Below are 1,695 nucleotides of genomic sequence, written 5' to 3'. Positions count from 1 at the left end.
TATGAAAACCGAAGGAAATATTTATGATGTTTCCTTTCCAAAGTTGGGGCAGATGCCTCTTTCCCGCTCCACTTTTTTCGAAGATATTCCATATCGGTATGAAGTAATTTCACCTGAAACCACTTCCACTCACGCCCATCAAATAGCTTTAAATAAGCCGTATCTTCTCCCGGTTCTGCTTCCCTATACATGACATCCCGATAGAATACCGGCATCGCATGATTCTCACAGACCAGCTTCGGTTTCCCCCTCAGTTCTCCCTTTTCCCACAAACTAAGGCGTGATTGATAGGAGGACACGGCTCCAAGTGCGTGTTGAATCGCCGCTCTTCTCAGATAAGATGGCATCTTAGGAAAATGACGGTCAAACGGAAATCTGGCATGATTCTTTTTTGTCTCATGTACCAGATGTTCCGCCTCATTAAAGCGTTTTTGTAGATTTTTGATTTCTGAAAGTTCTTCCCAGATCTCTGCATACACCGGAATCAGATAGGAAACTGCTTTCCGAAAAATATCCAGCGTAGAGCGGAGCGGTATATTCTTTTTTTTAATTTCTACTCCATAGCTGGATACAATCTGCATAAAGGTCCCTGCTTTCTGTTTTCGATATTTCGCACACTGTGCAAAATGATACTGTAAAAAATACGCATTTCTTCTTCCTGCGAAAGTAATTTTTCTTTCGTAGGTAATACACTATATTTACATTTATATTATACCATGCATCTCTTTGTAAGGCAAACACTTGTTCTGTATCTATTAAAATAATTGGCACACCTAACTCATCACTACTACAATATACTTATGGGTAATCCCCTTACATCCAGTAAGGATTTATCCATCTCATTACTTAAACTGTTAGAATGTAGGATGCAATGGTATATCGACTTCATCACTAGGACTTAGCGTCCGTACTTTAGACTGATAACCAGCTCCTCATTCACAGTGTTCGTTTTATGCAGGTTGAATCACATTAAGTGCATTCGTGTCACACACAGTAGTTTGAGCAGGTAATGAGTAAATCTGGTATTTATCCATTGTAATATTTTTAAGGAGTGACAAATTTATGAACGCAGTAGGTATTGATGTTTCAAAAGGTAAAAGCATGGTTACAATTCTAAGACCATTTGGTGAGATTGTATCCTCTCCTTTTGAGATCAAGCACACATCCAGTGATATCCTTTCACTAATTAAACTTATTCACTCTATCGAAGGTGAATCACGAATTGTAATGGAGCACACCGGACACTATTACGAAGTACTTGCTCARCAATTTTCAGCAGCTGGTCTGTTTGTCAGTGCTGTTAATCCTAAGCTAGTCAAAAACTTTAATAATGACTCTCTTCGCAAAGTTAAATCTGACAAAGCTGATTCCATCAAGATCGCCCGCTATGCTCTTGACAAATGGCAAAATCTTAAACCATATAGTATTGTGGATGAATTGCGCACACAACTAAAGGCCATGAATCGTCAGTTTCATTTCTATGTGAAACAAAAAACGGCTATGAAAAATAATCTTATTAATCTCATTGACCAGACATACCCAAATGCAAATACTTATTTTAATAGTCCACCCCGCAGTGATGGCTCCCAAAAATGGGTTGATTTTGTCTATACGTATTGGCATGTAGATTGCGTTCGTAAAATGTCTCTAAATTCTTTTGTTAAACACTATCAAAACTGGTGCAAGCAAAAAAAA

1 protein-coding gene and 1 pseudogene are annotated in these 1,695 nt (G+C 38.2%); one reads left to right on the top strand and one right to left on the bottom strand.

Features of this window, described 5'->3' with window-relative positions; translation table 11 throughout:
- A pseudogene (locus C7U56_RS15185) lies at positions 1 to 581 on the bottom strand (IS200/IS605 family accessory protein TnpB-related protein); the annotation flags it as partial.
- Between the two features lie 481 nt (positions 582 to 1,062).
- Between C7U56_RS15185 and C7U56_RS15180 the strand changes: the two are divergent.
- Positions 1,063 to 1,695: IS110 family transposase (locus C7U56_RS15180; RefSeq protein WP_146143935.1), on the top strand; the 633-nt coding region annotated here is incomplete at its 3' end.

It is taken from the genome of Clostridium fessum, from assembly GCF_003024715.1.
GTDB classification, from domain to species: domain Bacteria; phylum Bacillota; class Clostridia; order Lachnospirales; family Lachnospiraceae; genus Otoolea; species Otoolea fessa.
The sequence above is the reverse complement of the archived record's forward strand: the minus strand, read 5'-3'. Positions and strand labels throughout refer to the sequence as shown.